The organism is Nocardia sp. NPDC049737, assembly GCF_040674755.1.
Taxonomy (GTDB): domain Bacteria; phylum Actinomycetota; class Actinomycetes; order Mycobacteriales; family Mycobacteriaceae; genus Nocardia.
The window spans coordinates 20,641-35,822 of sequence record NZ_JBFANH010000013.1; the positions used below are offsets into that span (position 1 = coordinate 20,641).

12 protein-coding genes and 4 tRNA genes are annotated in these 15,182 nt (G+C 64.7%); 10 read left to right on the forward strand and 6 right to left on the reverse strand.

The genetic code is table 11. The annotated features are described in order from the left end of the window. The first annotated feature begins 24 nt into the window (after window positions 1-24). Genes pstC through pstB form a run of 3 tightly spaced genes read left to right on the forward strand, consistent with a single transcriptional unit; the run spans window position 25 to window position 2,695 of the window. Window positions 25-999: a phosphate ABC transporter permease subunit PstC gene (gene pstC, locus AB0J47_RS18770; RefSeq protein ID WP_364347024.1), complete on the forward strand. Its 975-nt coding sequence runs from the start codon at window positions 25-27 to the stop codon at window positions 997-999. Beyond that, window positions 999-1,904 carry a phosphate ABC transporter permease PstA gene (gene pstA / locus AB0J47_RS18775; RefSeq protein WP_364347026.1) on the forward strand — a complete coding sequence of 302 codons (906 nt, stop codon included), beginning with the start codon at window positions 999-1,001 and terminating at the stop codon, window positions 1,902-1,904. Before pstC ends, pstA begins: the two co-directional genes overlap by 1 nt. A gap of 14 nt (window positions 1,905-1,918) precedes the next feature. Continuing rightward, on the forward strand, window positions 1,919-2,695 hold the full coding sequence (gene pstB / locus AB0J47_RS18780) for a phosphate ABC transporter ATP-binding protein PstB (protein ID WP_364347028.1): 777 nt from the start codon (window positions 1,919-1,921) through the stop codon (window positions 2,693-2,695). A gap of 138 nt (window positions 2,696-2,833) precedes the next feature. On the opposite strand, the gene phoU is transcribed toward pstB, so the two are convergent. From phoU to AB0J47_RS18800, 4 genes are all read right to left on the reverse strand, one after another. Beyond that, the gene (gene phoU / locus AB0J47_RS18785; RefSeq protein ID WP_364347030.1) at window positions 2,834-3,496 is read right to left on the reverse strand and encodes a phosphate signaling complex protein PhoU; all 663 of its coding nucleotides are present in this window, start codon (window positions 3,494-3,496) and stop codon (window positions 2,834-2,836) included. 101 nt (window positions 3,497-3,597) lie between these two features. Beyond that, the gene (locus AB0J47_RS18790; protein WP_364347032.1) at window positions 3,598-5,982 is read right to left on the reverse strand and encodes an LCP family protein; all 2,385 of its coding nucleotides are present in this window, start codon (window positions 5,980-5,982) and stop codon (window positions 3,598-3,600) included. 222 nt (window positions 5,983-6,204) lie between these two features. Beyond that, on the reverse strand, window positions 6,205-7,326 hold the full coding sequence (gene dusB, locus AB0J47_RS18795; RefSeq protein WP_364347361.1) for a tRNA dihydrouridine synthase DusB: 1,122 nt from the start codon (window positions 7,324-7,326) through the stop codon (window positions 6,205-6,207). Window positions 7,327-7,719: 393 nt separating this feature from the next. Further along, a complete protein-coding gene (locus AB0J47_RS18800) occupies window positions 7,720-8,586 on the reverse strand; it encodes an SDR family oxidoreductase (RefSeq protein WP_364347034.1) in 867 nt (288 codons plus the stop codon). Between the two features lie 236 nt (window positions 8,587-8,822). Between AB0J47_RS18800 and AB0J47_RS18805 the strand changes: the two genes are divergently transcribed. Further along, on the forward strand, window positions 8,823-9,356 hold the full coding sequence (locus AB0J47_RS18805; RefSeq protein WP_364347036.1) for a hypothetical protein: 534 nt from the start codon (window positions 8,823-8,825) through the stop codon (window positions 9,354-9,356). After that, on the forward strand, window positions 9,347-9,490 hold the full coding sequence (locus AB0J47_RS18810; RefSeq protein ID WP_364347038.1) for a hypothetical protein: 144 nt from the start codon (window positions 9,347-9,349) through the stop codon (window positions 9,488-9,490). The genes AB0J47_RS18805 and AB0J47_RS18810 overlap by 10 nt, the downstream gene beginning before the upstream one ends. 122 nt (window positions 9,491-9,612) lie before the next feature. Here AB0J47_RS18810 and AB0J47_RS18815 read toward each other — a convergent pair whose 3' ends face one another. After that, on the reverse strand, window positions 9,613-10,575 hold the full coding sequence (locus AB0J47_RS18815; RefSeq protein ID WP_364347040.1) for an acyl-ACP desaturase: 963 nt from the start codon (window positions 10,573-10,575) through the stop codon (window positions 9,613-9,615). A gap of 862 nt (window positions 10,576-11,437) precedes the next feature. Further along, window positions 11,438-11,510, reverse strand: a tRNA-Lys gene (locus AB0J47_RS18820). 850 nt (window positions 11,511-12,360) lie between these two features. On the opposite strand from AB0J47_RS18820, the gene AB0J47_RS18825 reads away from it, so the two are divergent. The 5 genes from AB0J47_RS18825 to AB0J47_RS18845 all read left to right on the forward strand — a co-directional run bounded on the left by AB0J47_RS18825 (window position 12,361) and on the right by AB0J47_RS18845 (window position 15,146). After that, a complete protein-coding gene (locus AB0J47_RS18825; protein ID WP_364347042.1) occupies window positions 12,361-13,026 on the forward strand; it encodes a TetR/AcrR family transcriptional regulator in 666 nt (221 codons plus the stop codon). 93 nt (window positions 13,027-13,119) lie between these two features. Then, window positions 13,120-13,192 (forward strand) — tRNA-Glu (locus AB0J47_RS18830). Between the two features lie 29 nt (window positions 13,193-13,221). Continuing rightward, window positions 13,222-13,295, forward strand: a tRNA-Asp gene (locus AB0J47_RS18835). 59 nt (window positions 13,296-13,354) lie between these two features. Continuing rightward, window positions 13,355-13,428, forward strand: a tRNA-Phe gene (locus AB0J47_RS18840). Window positions 13,429-14,426: 998 nt separating this feature from the next. Next, window positions 14,427-15,146, forward strand: coding sequence for a polyprenol monophosphomannose synthase (locus AB0J47_RS18845; RefSeq protein WP_364347044.1), 720 nt, complete (start codon window positions 14,427-14,429; stop codon window positions 15,144-15,146). Window positions 15,147-15,182: the final 36 nt, after the last annotated feature.

Here is a 15,182-nt window from a genome sequence, read left to right on the forward strand (position 1 = left end):
CGGGCGGCTGGAGATACTGCCCCTATGTCGAGTGAACCGAGCACCGAACCGGCCTCACCGAAGGCCCGCCCCGGCCACAACCAGCGGGCCGAGGTCATCTTCCGGTCGCTTGCCACCGCGGCCGGTGCGACGGTCGTTGCGGCCATCGCACTGATCGCGCTATTCCTGCTGATCCGTGCGTGGCCCTCGATCATGGCGAACGAGGCGAACTTCTTCACCAGTAGCGAGTTCAACACCACCAGTGCCGATCACCTGCGCTTCGGCATCCGGGACCTGCTCATGGTCACGGTGCTGAGCTCGATACTCGCGCTGGTGATCGCGGTGCCCATCGGTGTGGGCATCGCACTGTTCCTGACCCACTATTCGCCGAAGTCGATGGCGCGTCCCTTCGCGATGCTCGTCGATCTGCTCGCGGCGGTGCCGTCGATCGTGTTCGGTCTCTGGGGCTTCCTGGTACTCGCGCCGCGGATCGAACCGGTCGAGACCTTCTTGAACGACAAGCTCGGCTGGTTCTTTCTGTTTTCCGACGGCAATGTGTCGATCTCCGGCGGCGGCACGATCTTCACCGCGGGCGTGGTGCTGGCGGTGATGATCCTGCCGATCATCACCTCGGTTTCCCGCGAGGTCTTCAACCTGACGCCCGTCTCGCATATCGAGGCAGCGCAGGCACTCGGCGCGACCAAATGGGAGATGGTCCGGATGACGGTGCTGCCATACGGCCGCAGCGGTGTGATCGCCGGTTCCATGCTCGGCCTGGGCCGCGCGCTCGGTGAGACGATCGCGGTATTGGTCATCCTGCGCACCTCGGCACAGGCCGGTCACTGGTCGCTGTTCGACGGCGGCTACACCTTCGCCTCCAAAATCGCCGCCGCCGCTTCGGAATTCAGTCAGCCGCTGCCGACCGGCGCCTACATCGCGGCCGGCTTCGTGCTGTTCGCGCTGACCTTCATCGTCAACGCGCTGGCGCGGCTCGTGTCCGGTGGAAGGGTGAACGGGTAATGACCACCACGACGACTTTCGACAAGCCGGTCAAGGCGCCCACTTTCCGGCATGTGAGCACGGCCCGCCGAGTCAAGAACAGCCTCGCGACCGGAGTGGTCTGGGCGTGCTTCGCCATCGCGCTCGTGCCACTGATCTGGGTGCTGTTCATGGTGGTGTCGAAGGGCCTCGAGTCCGTCGTCTCGCCGGACTGGTGGCAGAAATCGCAGAAGGGCATCCTGCCGGACCAGTCCGGTGGCGGTGTGTACCACGCGATCTACGGCACGATCGTGCAGACTCTCGTCGCCGCCGTCCTCGCGGTGCCGCTGGGCATCATGGCCGCGGTGTACCTGGTCGAATACGGGCGTGGCGTGCTGGCCAAGGTCACCACCTTCATGGTCGACATCCTCGCTGGTGTCCCGTCGATCGTCGCGGCGCTGTTCATCTTCGCGCTGTGGATCGCGACCATGGGCTTCCCACAGAGTTCGCTTGCGGTATCGCTGGCGCTGGTTCTGCTCATGCTCCCGGTGGTGATTCGCAGCACCGAGGAAATGCTGAAACTGGTTCCCGACGAGCTGCGCGAGGCGTCCTACGCGCTCGGAATTCCCAAGTGGAAGACCATCGTTCGGATCGTGGTGCCGACCGCGGCGCCCGGCATGATCAGCGGCATCCTGCTCTCGCTCGCCCGGGTCATGGGTGAGACCGCGCCGGTGCTGGTGCTTGTCGGCTACAGCAAGTCGATCAATACCAACCTGTTCGACGGCAATATGGCGTCGTTGCCGCTGCTGATCTACCAGGAGTTGGCGAACCCGGAACCGGCCGGCCGAGCCCGGGTGTGGGGCGCGGCATTGACACTGATCCTGCTGATCGCCCTGCTGTACGCGGCGGCCGCGGTCGTCAACAAGCTGCTCACGCGGAACCGATAGAAGCGAACGGAAAAATGGCCAAGCGGATCGATGTCAAAGACCTGAATATCTACTACGGCAAATTCCATGCGGTTGCCGATGTCAAGCTGTCGGTACTGCCGCGCAGCGTGACCGCCTTCATCGGCCCGTCGGGTTGCGGTAAGTCCACCGTGCTGCGTTCGCTCAACCGGATGCACGAGGTGACCCCGAGTGCCCGCGTCGATGGCGCGGTGCTGCTGGACGGCGAGGACATCTACGGCTCCACCGTCGATCCGGTCGGCGTGCGCCGCACCATCGGCATGGTGTTCCAGCGTCCGAATCCGTTCCCCACCATGTCGATTCGCGACAATGTGGTGGCCGGACTGAAGCTGCAGGGTGTGCGCAACAAGAAGGAGCTCGACGAGGTCGCCGAGCGTTCGTTGCGCGGCGCCAACCTGTGGAACGAGGTCAAAGACCGGCTGGACAAGCCGGGCGGTGGCCTCTCCGGCGGTCAGCAGCAGCGTCTGTGCATCGCGCGCGCCATCGCGGTATCGCCGGATGTGCTGCTGATGGACGAGCCGTGTTCGGCACTGGACCCGATCTCCACCTTGGCGATCGAGGACCTGATCACCGAGCTGAAGAAGGAATTCACCATCGTCATCGTCACGCACAATATGCAGCAGGCCGCGCGCGTGAGTGACCAGACCGGCTTCTTCAACCTGGAGGCGCAGGGCAAGCCGGGCAAGCTGATCGAGATCGACGATACCGAGAAGATCTTCTCCAACCCGGGGCAGAAGGCGACGGAGGACTACATCTCCGGTCGCTTCGGATAAGCGGCAAACCAAAAGGCCCGCACTAAGGTGCGGGCCTTTTGCTATGTCGGACACCGCTATTCGTGGCCGCCGGGGCGCGTGACCGAGCCCCGGCGCGCCGGTGCGTGCCGTGTTTCGTTGTCCGGCAGGGTAACTCGACTACAGCTCGACGTCGGGATCCGGCGGCAGCTCACCGGTTACCAGGAAGATCACCCGGCGGCCGATCTCCACGGCATGGTCGGCGAAGCGCTCGTAGTAGCGGCCGAGCAGCGTGACATCGACGGCCGCGGCGACGCCGTACTTCCAGTCGCGATCCATCAGCAACGTGAACAGGTGACGGTGCAGATCGTCCATTGCCTCGTCGTCATCGTTGAGCTGCGCGGCGCGCTCCGGATCGCGGGACTCGAGCACCTCCCTGGCGCCGGCACCCATATTCACCGCTACTCGGCCCATTTCCGCGAAGTAGCCATTCACCGCCTCGGGTAGCGCGTGGTTGGGGTGGCGCCGCCGGGTCACCTTGGCCACGTGCAGCGCCAGCGCGCCCATCCGGTTGACGTCCTGGACGATCTGGATCGCGCTCACCACCTGCCGCAGGTCGCCCGCCACCGGCGCCTGCAGCGCAAGCAGGGCAAACGCCTTCTCCTCGGCATCGGTGATCATTTCGGCGATCCGGTCGCCCTCGCCGATCACCGCTTCAGCCAGAGTGAGATCGGCCTGGAGCAGAGACTGGGTGGCCCGTTCCATCGCCGAACCCGCCAGACCGGCCATCTCGCCCAGCAGGTGGGCAAGGTCGGCCATTTGCTCGTTGTAGATGACACGCATGAAAAGAGACATTAGTGCCAGGTGCTGACCTAGTCACCAACACTGGGTTAATGGGCGGTGCCGAACGTTAGCGAGAACGTTGCCCCAGCTCACGGCCTTCCCTACTTGCAGGTTTCGTCCGCGGCGTTGACGTGCTCCAGGTCCGAGGGCAGTGTGACCGGTTCCGCACTCGCCACGGTGACCGAGACGTTCGAGATCGAATCGCCGACCGGTGTGGGAGTGCGAATGGTCGGGTTATCGGCACCGATCACGACCTCGATGATGCCACCGAGACTGTTCGACTGCTCCATCGACGCTCCGGGCAGCGAACTAGCCACCGTGGCCGCCTCGGCCTCATGGCCGGGCGCGAAGCGCACCTTGGTGGCGACCTCGGTATTCCCGCCCGAGTAATTGCCTGTGTTGTAGATCTGGAAGCCCTGATTGCCGAGCTTGGTCGCCGCCTTGTTGGCCGCGCCGGGTGTGTCCGAACCATTGGAGACCAGCAGCGATACCGAACTCGGATCGACCGCGGTCAGCTTCGGTGGCGCCGGCTGGGACGACGGGATCGAACCGGGGGCCGGGGTCGACTTCTTCTCGCCGGGCAGCGGCTGGTCATCGATGACGGCGCGGAAGATCGCTTTGATATCCGAATCGCGCGGGATCTCGTTGCCGTAGGAGGTGGTGCCCGCGGTCGGGATGGTCAAGAAGGTGACCGCGCCCGCGTCGACCTTCTGCAGCGAGCGGCCCAGGGTCAGCAGGTCGGTCGGTTGCACCTTGTCGACGAAGGTGTGGCTGGTGAACGCGGAGATGAAGCCGTTCAACTTGCCGGGATCGAAGAGCACCCGGCTCGACAGCGCACCGCGCAGCAGCGAGGCCAGGAAGCGCTGCTGCCGGTTGATCCGGTCGTAGTCGCTGCGTTCCTCGCCGTAGACGTGCCTGGCGCGCACATAGTTGAGTGCGGTCTCACCATTGATGTGCTGGTGGCCCGGATTCTCCAGCACGGTGCCGAGAATGCCATCGATGATCGGCTTCGGTGTACAGACATCGACGCCGCCGACCTGATCGACCATTGCCTCGAATCCGGCGAAGTCGATGCCGATGAAGTGTCCGATGCTCAGACCCGTCATCTTGCGGATCACATTGACCAGACATTTCGGTCCGGCGAGCGCGTACACGGCATTGAGCTTGTCGCCCATGGCCGCGGGGAAGACCTCGTTGGTGTACTCGGCCTTGTCGTTGTCCCAGCCGTTGCACTGCGGACGGCTGACATCGAGGTCGCGGGGGAACGAGACCACCACGACGCGCGAGCGGTTCTTGGGGATGTTCACCAGCATGACGGTGTCGGCGCGGGAGCCCTCGGCATCGTCCAGGGTGCCGGCGCCGACCTGGCCGTTGACGCCCGCACGAGTGTCGGTGCCGACGAGGAGGAAATTCTCGTCGCCGAGTTGGGCGCCGGAGTCGAGGACGTCTTCGGGATGGTCGTCGAGTGCGGAGACCTGAGTGAAGCCATTGGCGGTCGAGCGTAGATAGCTCCAGCCGCCGCCGGTGACCAGCAGGGCGACCACCGCACAGATTGTCAGGCTGGCGCGTCCAGCAACCTGCAGCCGCTTATTGCGGCGTTGTTTACTCGCGGCGAGCCGGGACAGGCCGACGCGGGTGGATGCGGTTGCGGTTGTCGGCTCATCCGGATCGGTGGTCGGCCAGCCGATGGTGCGCTTCTTGGGGCGCGGGGTTTCCTCGACCGGGGGGATTACGTCGGTGACGACTTCAGGGGGTTCTTTCCCGGAAATTGTCGATGCGCGGCGTTTCCCGGTGCGTGCGGTTGTCGGGGTGCCCGCGATGTCGTCGACGACCGCGGAGGCCGCCGAACGGCGGGTGGCGTCGGCCTTGGCGGCTGGAGTGGCCGTCGTACGGGGTGCGTCGGTTTTGCGGGCGGCTGGGGTGCTCGAGGTACGGGGTGCGTCGGTTTTGCGGGCGGCCGGGTTGCTCGACGTGCGGGGTGCGTCGGTTTTGCGGGCGGCCGGGTTGCCCGACGTGCGAGGTGCCCCGTCGTTGCGTCCGGTGGGCATGGCCGATGTACGCGGTGCGTCGGCTTTGCGTCCGGCTGGCGTGGCCGAGGTGCGAGGCGCGTCGCCGTTACGTCCGGAAGGCATGGCGGAGGTCCGGGGCGGTGCGTCCGCTTGGCGCGCCGCTGGAGCGCTCGATTTGCGCGGCGGGGTGTCGGCTTGGCGTGCGGAGGCTTCGGGCGGCTGCGGGGCAGCCCGGTTCGCATGCGTGGGCGGTGCGTCCGGTGGCGTGGACCGACGTCTGCGCCCGCTGCGTTCGTTGTCGACCTTCTGGACCAGGTCCTGAACCGTCAGCGGTGCCGAGCCGGAATCAGGATCGTTATGTCGGGCTCTGCGTGAGGACCGTGCACCGTCGCGTTCGGTGTAATCCGCCGTGGGATAGCGCTCCCACGGGGCGCGACCTCCGGGCCGTGGCGACTGCCCGTGCCGATCGTCACCCACCAACGAACCTCGCTTTTCGTCTCCGCTGCCGTTTCGGCCGCTTTCGACCGGCATGACCGATTCCGCCAATGATAACGATTCCGCCACGGCGAGCCAGCCCAGTGCGAAATCGGCGAGCCGAGGTTGTGTCGCACATCTGGATGTGTGCTGGTCGGAGGGTTTCTGACGATCGGATGACAGTGCGAATGCACGTACAGATCGCCTGCGGGTCGCTCGAAACGATCAACCGCCGCTGTGCATCAGATCCGCACCCGCGGGGACGGCCGGATCATCGGGATCGTCGAGCCAGCCGTGCGGTAGCGCCACCTTGCCCGGCGAACCCTGGCGCCCGCGCGGGCCCTCGGCGTCACGGGGGAAGGGCGCCTTCGGGTCGAGTTCGCCGATGAGGTCCTGCAATTGGGTGAGGCTCGACACGGTGGCGAACGAGCGGCGCAGGTCCGCGCCGACCGGGAAGCCCATCAGATACCAGGCCATATGTTTGCGCAGATCGCGCATGGCCTTGTCCTCGCCCAGGTGTTCGGCGAGCAGGGCGCCGTGCCGGTACAGCACCTCGCCGACGCGTCCGAGATTCGGTGCCTCGGGCAGCGCCTCGCCCCGCAGTGCCGCCTGCAATTCGGCGAACAGCCACGGGCGGCCGAGGCAGCCGCGCCCGACAACGACTCCGTCGCAACCGGTTTCGTCCATCATCCGAACCGCGTCGGCCGCCGAGAAGATATCGCCGTTGCCGAGCACCGGGATCGTCGTGACGGCCTCCTTGAGCCGGGCGATCGCCGTCCAGTCGGCCTGGCCCGAATACCGCTGTGCGGCGGTGCGGGCGTGCAATGCGACGGCCTTGGCGCCCTCGGCCTCGGCGATGCGGCCGGCGTCCAAGTAGGTGAGGTGGTTGTCGTCGATGCCGATGCGGAACTTCACTGTCACCGGAACACCGGCCGGTTCGGCGCCGGAAACCATCGCCTTGACGATCTTGCTGAACAGTGCGCGCTTGTACGGCAGCGCCGCGCCGCCACCCAGTCGAGTGACCTTCGGCACCGGGCAGCCGAGATTGAGGTCGATGTGATCGGCCCAGCCTTCGCCGACAATGATCCGCACGGCCTCGCCGAGTGTGGCGGGATCCACACCGTAGAGCTGCATCGAGCGCGGATGCTCGTCCGCGTCGAAGGACATCATGTGCAGCGTCTTCTCATTGCGCTCGACCACCGCCCGCGCGGTGATCATCTCGCACACATAGATCGAGGTGGAGCTACCGAACTCCCGGCACAACTTCCGAAACGCCAGGTTGGTGATGCCCGCCATCGGCGCGAGCACCACCGCCGGATCGACCGGATACGGCCCGATCCGCAGCATGCTCTTGGCCTCAGCAGTAATCGTCACGCCCACCAGTGTCTCATCAGCGGTACTGCGCCCTGTTCGGCCCTCGCCGTGATTCCGGTTTTGGAAGTAGGAAGATTTTTCCTGTGTGCTCTGCCCGGTCAGCTTCCCGAAGGCGCGTCCATCCCAGGCTGCGAAGCGACGATGTGCGACGTCCCCGCCGCGCGCTTCCGGGTTCGACAACCGGTTTACGAACTCGGCCGCATACGCTTGCGCTGGGACGTATGCGTCGTACTCCGGATCCTGGACCTCATCTGCCGCGTTCGCGTCCCCACTCGTGCGGAAAGTCGCAGTGGCACTGCGGAATTCGTCAACGGTCGACCATGGTCCCGGTCAACGTGAATTCGGCAGCACGGTAAGGCTTTCGAATTACTGGTCGCGGAGTCTGCGGTGGTAGATCTCGCGTACGGCCGCGTCGGGATGGGCGTAAGCCGTTGTGGCGCCGGTTAATTTGGCGACACCCAGCTGGGCGCGGTAGGGCAGCAGTTGGGCTGACTTGATGATGGCGGCGAGGCGGCGAGGCACTGTCACCAGTGGTTTGTCCTGCTGTACCGACTTCACGATCGCCTGCGCGACGTCCTCCGGATCCACCGTGGTCAGCGGTGTAATCCAAGCCGGCATATCGGCACCGGCGGACAATTCGGTGCGCACGATGCCGGGCAGCACCGCGCCGACATGTATGCCGTGCTCCTTCATCTCCAGATGCAGCGCCGAGGTGAACCCGACCACCGCGTGCTTGGTCGCACAGTAGGTGGCCAGCCCTGGAAAGCCCTGTGTCCCAGCCAAAGACGCGATATTGATGAGATGTCCGCTGCCGCGGTCCATGAATCGCCCGACGGCCAGGCGCGATCCGTGGATGACGCCGTTGAGGTTGATATCGATGATCCGCTCGGTCATCGCCTCGTCCTCGTCGGCGAATAATCCGGTCGGCATGATGCCCGCATTGTTGACCAGCACATCCAGCGGGCCGAGTTCCTTGTCCACGCTGTCGAGGAAGGCGGCGAAGGAAGCCTTGTCCGTGACGTTCAGCGGTAGGCCGATGATCTTGGCCTCCGGGTCCGCGCCCAACTCCGCCGCCGTCTTGGCCACCAGTTCGACATCGATATCGCCGATCGCGACCGCGGCCCCCGCCGCGAGAAATGCCTCGGCGCTCGCGCGTCCGATGCCGCGCGCGCCTCCGGTGATCGCGACAACCTTGCCGGTGAGCGCCCCGTCGCCCTTCGATGTGCTGGACATTTCCTCGGCCTCCTGCGGTCCTGTGAGTATGGCCGGTCAGCGCGGCGCGCCGTCGGCGGCAATACCACCAGTGTCGAGGTTCGCGCCCGGATCGTCGGCGGATTCGGAATCGGGCCCGAGATGATTGCCCGGCTCGGCGCCCCAGCGCCGAGGGCACTCCGACCGTCTCAGACGGCCTCAGTAGCCTGTTTCTCGCGGGTATCGCCCGCGACCACCAGGCTCATCGGAGAGAGCGAATGACGGAACGGATCGAGGGCACCGCAGCAGGCGGACACGACGGCTCCGGCGTGGAGCTGGGTAAGGCTGCCGAGGCGAAGGCTGCCGAGGCGAAGGCCTCCGAGACGAAGGCCGACAAGTCCGGACAGCCGTCGGATCGGAAGTCGGGAACCGTGTCGATTCGCATCTCCACCGTCGTCCGCGGCGCGGTAATCGGCGCATTGGTGATCGCGGTCGCCGTGCTGAGCGGTTTTCTCGTCTCGGCCCGCGGTGATCTCGCCGATCGAAAAGATCGAGAAGCCGCGGATAAGAAGGCCGAGCAGGTGGCCACCGAATACGCGGTCGGCGCGGCCACCGTCAATTATCAGGACATACCGTCATGGATGGCCGAGCTGAAGGCGAATACCGTTGCGCAACTGGCGAATAAGTTCGATGCGACCGCGCCCGAGCTCGAACAGATTCTGGTTCCGTTGAAGTGGACCTCCACCGCCGCGCCGATTACCGCAAAGGTGATGTCGGAGCAAGGCGGTACTACAAAGTCGATGTGTTCGTAAATGGGAGTTCGACGAATGCGCAGAGTCCGGAGGGCGCGCAGACAACAGTGACCTACAACGTCACGCTGGATAAGAGCTCGGACTGGAAGATCACCGATGTGGGCGGTGTCGACGGCGCACTGCCGGTGAAGTAGCGCCGCGAGGAGTTTCGACGGTTGAATCTATAAGTTCGCCACCGAGATCGGCGTTGCCGAACATAAACGCGCCGCCGCCGGAGAAATCCGGCGGCGGCGCGCTCAGGTTTGCGGGGTCGAGATCAGCCAGCGATACCGGCGAGCTCGCGCTTCTTCGCCTCGCGGGCGAGCATGCGGTCGCGCTGCTCTTCGAACTTGATGACGTCCTGGCTCAGCTTCTCCAGGAACAGTCCCAGCCGTTCGCGCACGGCGTCGCCGCGTGCGGTGAAATCGGTGCGTTCGAAGATGTTCCACTTCTTGAGCACAGGCTGCACCACCTCTTCGAGGTGCTGGCGCAGGTCGTAGATGCCGTGCTTGGCCATCAGTACCCCGTTGCGGCGGAAGTTGGGCATGCCGGCGCCGGGCATCTGGAAGTTCTCCAGGATCAGCGTGATCGCCTCGATCGCCTGGTCGGGGGACAGATCCAGGGCCGCGCCGCACATGTTGCGGTAGAAGATCATGTGCAGGTTCTCGTCGGCCGCGACGCGCTGCAGCATGCGGTCGGCGATCGGGTCGTCACAGACCCGGCCGGTATTGCGGTGGCTGACCCGGGTGGCCAGCTCTTGGAAGGTCACGTACGCGACCGAGTGCAGGAAGCCCGCATCGGCCTCGGTCGGCGAAGCGAATCCATTGGTCATGTGGACCATGCGCGCCTCTTCGAGCGCGACGGGATCGACGCCACGGGTCACCACGAGGTAGTCGCGCATGACAATGCCGTGGCGGTTCTCCTCGGCGGTCCAGCGGCCCACCCAGGTGCCCCAGGCGCCGTCCTGCGAGAAGTTCTCGGCGATCTCGCGGTGGTAGGAGGGCAGATTGTCTTCGGTGAGCAGATTCGTGATCATGGCCGCCTTCGCGACCTCGTTCAGTCGGGACTGCTCAGGGTCCCAGTCGACCCCGCCGAGTGCCGCGAAGTTGCGGCCCTCATCCCACGGGACATAGTCGTGCGGATGCCATTCCTTTGCCAGGGAGAGGTGCCGGTTGACGTTTTCTTCGGCAACCGGCTCCAACTCCGTGAGCAGCTCGAGTTGAGTCAGATCCCTTGCCATATACAAGCCCTTCATGTGTGTGCTCTTGCTGGTCAGTTCCCCGGGGTAGACCGTGTGCCGATGCGGCCATACCTTACGGCACCGTAGGTGTGATGCGAAACGCATCTGGCTGACAAATAAGACCTCGTGATAGAGGTCATATGCCGACGTCGGCGTTCGACAACCACACCGAGTGTAGGGGCTCGGCCCGCAGCAAGGGGTCTATCGCTAGGGGCCGAGAGTCGTTAGCCCAACGTGCTGTAACGCACAAAGCCGCAGGTATCGCCATCGCGATCGTTCAGCGCTCTTCGCCGAAGAGTCCGTCGAGGCGATTCCGGAGTGCGCCACCTGCGCTCTCGGCCAACGCTTCTCCGATCGCGCCGTCGATGCCACCTGGACTCTTGCCGCTGCCGCCGAGCAGACCGCCGAGTATGTCCGCGCTGCCGCCGCCGAACTGCGTCTGTGGTGTGCGCCACTGCTCACCGGATAGGCCATCGCGATCGAGCCGGCGGAAACTTGGCGACCAGATCGTTGCCGCCGGTGCTCTCCATCGGGCCGAGCGTTGATCCAGCGCGCCGACCGTCGAGGCCGCACGACCGGGCCGGTAATCCGCCGAGGAATGTCGGCAATGCCGCCTTCAGCGCATTCGTGGTGCTGGCTTGGTCGATTTGTCGGCGATCTGTCCGATGGGAACCTCGAGAGCAAATCAGCGAGGGAAGTCACTTGTTGCCGAGGGATACCCGGTGGGCGGGGTCGCGTTCGCGGTATCAGAAAGCCAGCGGTGGAATGTGATGTTTCATGGCCGCAGCCGATGCGGGTCGCGAGTTCGGAAGGACCGGAAATGACTCAGGCGTCCGGTATGGAAACCGGACGCCTGACAAGGTGCCCCCAGTAGGGCTCGAACCTACGACCTGCGGATTAAAAGTCCGTAGCTCTACCAACTGAGCTATAGGGGCGCGGATGGACAGTGTAGTGGGCCCGGCGCGGATCGAGTAACCGGGGGCGGGGCGCGTCGGTCGGAAGCTTGCTTCGGTTCGCTCGGGGTTGTCGGGTGCCGGGGCCGAGTCGCGCTGGCGCGCCGGGTAACACGATGCCCGCGGGCAGCGATGCTGCCGGTAAACATTTGGTACCCAGCTTTGTTCATTCCTACCGTGCCGGGCTACCATCCAATCATGTTGCGTACCAATCTCTTTGGATTTGCGGGAGGTGTAGGGTCAGTGCTCGGGGGGACGCAGCGAGGCGGCTGGCCGGTGTCGCGCGGTCGGCGCCGTGGTGACCGGGCCGCTGGTCGGCTCGGATGAACAATGCTGCGTCGCTGTCGAATTCGGAAATCCGAGGCATCACTTTGCTCGATTGCGTGAAGTTTGCCGTAACAGATATCCGGGTGTTTGGGCCGCTGGAGTCTACGGTTTGCCGCGTGTCGGATGGTGTTTCCGGGTACCGTGACGCCTTGGTGAATTACGGAAGAATCGTCGACTTACCCGGCGATCCGGAATTCGGCTTATCGTTGGTGTGCCCGAACGTGTCGCGGCCGGTACGACCGAACGCGACTTCCTACGAGTCGACGCCGGGGGAGGCAGATCCGAGACGAAGTAATGCCCAGGTGCGCACCCCCTGCGGCGCACCTGGGCAAGAAAACTATACCAGCTGGTGTGTTTCAGGATTTTCGCAAGTTTTCGTACCGAAAGTTTGAAACGGGGCGAAATCCCGGTTTGAAGTATTGATAAAACTCATAACTTCGCGCCAATGGTCCGTTCTTTTGGGGCACCGATTTGGCGACGAGTAGGCTTCGGAGGCGTTTCGAGCATGGCACGGCAGCAAGAGCGGGCCCGCCGGACACGCGCGGCGATAATCAGGTCCGCCGCCGTTGAGTTCGGGAAGAGCGGCTATGCCGCTGCATCGCTCAACCGCATTTTGGAAGGTTCACGCGCCACCAAGGGCGCTATGTACTTTCATTTCGATTCCAAGGAAGATCTCGCGCGCGCGGTACTCGAGACCGCGGTCGACCGATACCGCACCTCGGCCGAGCGTTGGCTTGCCAGAACGGATCTCGGTCCACTCGACGTCCTGCACGGGATGGTCGACGAGGTGGCATTGCGACTCGAGCACGACATCATCGTGCAGGCCGAATTCCGATTGATCATCGAACCGGACTTCTATCGCGATGTGCAGACCGGCGGCGGTCGGATACTCGGCCGCGCCACCAGAGCGCTCGCGGTCCGAGCCATCGATCAGGGGCAGCTGCGCGCCGACGCCGACCCGGACCGCTTCACCCGCACCATTTCCGCGGCCCTGGCCGGCCAGCGCTATCTGATCGATATCCTCGGCAACGGGGTCGATCTGCGGACCCGGTTCCAGGAGGCGCTCGAGGTCGTGGTCGAGGCGATGGCCACCCCGGAATGGGCCGAGAAGTTCCGCAACGACGGCTGGCGCGCACAGGCCCGACTCGAAGAGCTCGGTTTGGGAGCCTGAACAGCCGATTTGGGAAACGCGGCCGATCTGTCATAAGCTATCCCAGCTCCCAACGGACACCCGTTGAAGCCGGTCCGGAGAAATCCGGGGCGAGCCCCCTTCGTCTAGCGGCCTAGGACGCCGCCCTTTCAAGGCGGTAGCGCGGGTTCGAATCCCGTAGGGGGTACGGTCTTCGGATCGTTGGAAGCAACGCAAGGCCCTGTGGCGCAGTTGGTTAGCGCGCCGCCCTGTCACGGCGGAGGTCGCGGGTTCGAGTCCCGTCAGGGTCGCAAAATAAGCGCCGGAGCAATCCGGCGTTTCGCGTATGGCATTCACTACGGGTGCCTGCGGCCAGGTAGCTCAGTTGGTACGAGCGTCCGCCTGAAAAGCGGAAGGTCGCCGGTTCGATCCCGGCCCTGGCCACCCGCAGACCCGCGGACTCTGCGCGCAGAAAGCGCGCCGAGTCTGCGGGTTCAGTGTTTTGTGGGGTGCGATCCTCACGCTCCGCTCGGCGGCCTCTCGCCCCGCGAACCCCAAGTCCGTCCTGGTGTGCCGTGGCTTGGCTGTGGCCGTTTTCCGGTGTTGCGCTACTCGAGTTCGGCCTCTCGTAGAAGTGGCGTCCTGTGGTCGTGGCCGCTTTCACGGCATGACCTTGTTTCGGCTGTGGCGCTGTCCAGTGCCGCTGGTCGGTGTGCGTCCTGTGGGCGTGGTCGTTTCTTGGTGTGAGCTTGTCTCGGTGTGGTGCTGCCCAGGTGTCGTTGTCGGTCGATGTGCGTCCTGTGGGCGTGATCGCTTCTCAGGTGAGTTGTTTCGAGGGGGGTCTGCCCGGGCGGTCGTTGCTCGCGTGTGGTGTTTTCCGTCGGGTTACCGGGTGTGCTTTCTCGGGTGCGGCGATCTCTCGTGCCCACAGGAGGCGGATCCGGAGAAGGAGCGGATCTCAGGCATTGGGGCGGAAATTGGGGGCTTGGTGATCATGGTGGTGGGATGCTGGGGGGATGGCGGAGAAGTGGTATTACTGCTTGAAGCATCAGCGGGCCGAGAGTGGGAAGCAGTGTTGGTTTCGGGATCGGATGGGGCCGTATCCGGATCAGACCACTGCTGAGCGGGCGTTGGAGATCGTGCATGCGCGCAATGCCCGGGAAGATGCTCGGGACCGGGATTGGCGCCATGGCGATAAGTGAGCCGGCGTCAGGGGTGGTGTGCGGCAACTGATTTCGGTGCGGATCCGGGGATACTCGGCGGGGTGGGTGCGGTGATTTGCGAGGTAGTCGGCAGGTCGCGGGTATTCGGGTGATGGCGGGAGCGTGCGGGCGCTCAGGTGGTCTTCAGTTCGATCAAGTACGGTTCTTGGCAATCAGACGAGTGCTCCGGGTCCTGTCGTGGGTCTGCGGGCTGGAACAGGTGAGCAGGGAGGGCGACCCTTGAGGGTTACCGTTGTTGTGCCGACCTACAACGAGCGGGAGAATCTGCCGGTTGCGGTGGAGCGGCTGACGGCGCTGCTGGTGCCCGATCTGCATGTGCTCGTGGTGGATGACAATTCGCCGGACGGGACCGGTGAGATCGCCGACAAGCTGGCGGTTGAGCTGCCGAATGTCGTGGGCGTACTGCACCGCACCGAAAAGGACGGATTAGGCCGCGCCTACGTGGCCGGGATCACCCGGGCATTGGACGAGGGCGCCGATGTGGTGATCCAGATGGACGCCGACCTGTCACATCCGGCCGAGGTCATTCCGGCCATGCTGGAGAAGCTGAGCACCACCGATGCCGGTGTCGTGCTCGGCTCCCGCTACGTGCCCGGCGGGTCGACCGCCGAGGAGTGGAAGTGGTACCGCAAGGCGCTGTCCGCGTGGGCCAACTTCTACGTGAACCTGATCCTGCGTCTGAGCGTGAAGGACGCGACCGCCGGATTCAAGGCGTGGAAGGCTGACACGCTGCGCGCCATCGACGTGGCCTCGATCCGCAGCAACGGATACTCGTTTCAGGTCGAGATGAACTATCGGACCGTCAAGAAGGGCATCACGATCGCGGAGGTGCCCATCCGGTTCGAGGAGCGCACCCTCGGCGCCTCCAAGATGAGCCTCAAGGTCCAGCTGGAATCCGCCCTTATGCCGTGGAAGCTACTGTTCGGCCGCTCGGTCTGACACATTCCCGACGATGACCGGGCATCCGCACTCCAG

Coding starts and splice junctions, on each gene's coding strand:
- phoU (WP_364347030.1), bottom strand. CDS start 3,496: ATGCGTGTCATCTACAACGAGCAAATGGCCGACCTTGCCCACCTGCTG.
- AB0J47_RS18815 (WP_364347040.1), bottom strand. CDS start 10,575: ATGGCAAGGGATCTGACTCAACTCGAGCTGCTCACGGAGTTGGAGCCG.
- pstB (WP_364347028.1), top strand. CDS start 1,919: ATGGCCAAGCGGATCGATGTCAAAGACCTGAATATCTACTACGGCAAA.
- pstA (WP_364347026.1), top strand. CDS start 999: ATGACCACCACGACGACTTTCGACAAGCCGGTCAAGGCGCCCACTTTC.
- dusB (WP_364347361.1), bottom strand. CDS start 7,326: ATGCTGCGGATCGGGCCGTATCCGGTCGATCCGGCGGTGGTGCTCGCG.
- AB0J47_RS18805 (WP_364347036.1), top strand. CDS start 8,823: ATGACGGAACGGATCGAGGGCACCGCAGCAGGCGGACACGACGGCTCC.
- AB0J47_RS18825 (WP_364347042.1), top strand. CDS start 12,361: ATGGCACGGCAGCAAGAGCGGGCCCGCCGGACACGCGCGGCGATAATC.
- AB0J47_RS18800 (WP_364347034.1), bottom strand. CDS start 8,586: ATGTCCAGCACATCGAAGGGCGACGGGGCGCTCACCGGCAAGGTTGTC.
- pstC (WP_364347024.1), top strand. CDS start 25: ATGTCGAGTGAACCGAGCACCGAACCGGCCTCACCGAAGGCCCGCCCC.